The sequence below is a fragment of the Peptoniphilus sp. HMSC062D09 genome (genome assembly GCF_001811425.1).
In the GTDB taxonomy this organism is placed as follows: domain Bacteria; phylum Bacillota; class Clostridia; order Tissierellales; family Peptoniphilaceae; genus Peptoniphilus_A.
Window position 1 is genome coordinate 1 of sequence record NZ_KV804739.1, and the last position, 1,961, is coordinate 1,961.

The window sequence follows — 1,961 nt, forward strand, 5'->3', positions numbered from 1 at the left end:
AGAGAAAATGAAAAAAGAAAAGGAAAATAAGGGCTTATCAGAAGACATGAAGAAGGAAATGGATAAGCTGAATAAAAAGATGAAAGAGCTTGAGGAAAAGGCAAATGAAGCAAACAAGGCTCCCGTAATATCTAATCCGCCTGCACTGAACAGTCCTATTTCCGGAATTAAGAAAAACTCAGGCATTTCAAATCAAACACCTGTAAACAACACAGGAAAAAGCACAACTACACAGGCGAGTTCAGAAAATACTGTAAAAGATACAAGTAATTCTGAAACGAAAGAGAAAGATATTCGCTATCCTAATAAGCTGACACCGAAAGCTCCTGCCAATAACAATCAGGATTCATCTATGGACACTGCAAGTAAGACTGTAAATACCAATAAGGGAGTAGCTTCTGCTCCGTCAAAGGCAAGAGGAACCGTTACGGAAAATAAGGACAATGCGAATAAGGACTATCCTATTCATCACGGGGATAGCGGTGATAACAAAGAAACAGATCTGTATTCTGCTGATGCAAGACAGTTTATTACCTTTCAAACGAAAAACGGTAAGACCTTTCATCTCATCATCAACCACGATGAGACACAAGAAAATGTAATGCTTTTAACGGAAGTATCTGAAGATGATCTTCTAAATATGGTTGAAAAGAAAGAAGCTCCGAAGCAGGAGATTAGCAAAGAGGAGCCAACTAAGGAAGAAGTAAAGCCTGAGAAAAAAGAAGAAAAGAGTAATTTAGGAACATACATTATTATGCTTCTTGTTATAGGCGGAGCATTAGGAGCGGGTTATTACTTTAAGGTCGTAAAAAAGAAAGAGGATAAGGAGCTTGAAGCATTAGAGGAAGAAGATGATGATTTCTTTTCGGAAGCAGAAAGTGAGGAAGAAATAGGAGAAGCAGAAGAAACAGAAGCTTATGATGAAGAATAAATGCACCTTAAAATATATTGTTATGGGTGCAAACGCAGGGCGGGAGAGTAAAATCTTTTGCCCTTTTACAATGAAAGCAGGAGGAAAAATATACATGGAACATATACTTGTGATAGCAGAAAAACCGAGTGTAGCTATATCAATTGCAAAGGTAATAGGAGCTACAAAAAAGAAAGATGGATACTATGAGGGAAATGGATATAAGGTATCTTGGTGCGTAGGTCATCTAATTCAGATGGCAAATCCGGACGCTTATGATGAAAAATACGCTAAGTGGAATATATCGGATTTACCGATTATTCCGAAGCAGTACAAATTTGAAGTGGCAAAGGCTACAAAAAAGCAGTTCAATATCCTTAAAAAACTGATGAATGATAAGGAGATTGATACAGTTATCAATGCGTGCGATGCGGGAAGAGAAGGAGAAAGTATTTTTCGACTGGTATATAACGAAGCTAAATGCAAAAAGAAAATGCAACGTCTTTGGATTTCGTCAATGGAAGATAGTGCTATCAAAGAGGGATTTTCCAATCTAAAGAATGGTGAAGATTACGATAAGCTCTTTGAATCGGCACAGGCAAGAGCTATTGCAGACTGGCTTGTCGGAATGAATATCAGTAGGCTCTATTCTTGCCTGTATAAGCAAAATTACAGTGTCGGGAGAGTGCAAACCCCAACACTTTACATGATTGTAAAAAGAGATGAAGAAATAAGTAATTTTAAGAAAGAAAAATACTACACCGTAGAGCTTTCTATGAACGGCTTTACATTATCGACAGACAAAATTGGTGATGAAATAACCGCAGAGCAGCTTATTAATTTAATAGGCGATAATATTGAAATAACTGATGTCATTCAAAAAGAAAAGGTTACAAAGCCGGATTTACCCTTTGATCTAACAACACTTCAAAGAGAGTGTAATAAATATTTTGGATATTCAGCAAAGCAGACGCTTGATTATGCTCAAAGCCTGTATGAAAAGAAACTAATTACCTATCCGAGAACAGACAGCAGATGCTTAACGGAAGAT

Annotated in this window: 2 protein-coding genes; both read left to right on the forward strand. The window is 37.1% G+C overall.

From position 1 onward, the window contains the following. On the forward strand, positions 1-931 hold a 931-nt coding region (locus tag HMPREF2801_RS07620), incomplete at its 5' end, for a CD1107 family mobile element protein (protein ID WP_148130092.1). 94 nt (positions 932-1,025) lie between these two features. Beyond that, positions 1,026-1,961, forward strand: a 936-nt coding sequence (locus HMPREF2801_RS07625; RefSeq protein WP_246830002.1) for a DNA topoisomerase, incomplete at its 3' end; no start/stop codon positions are given.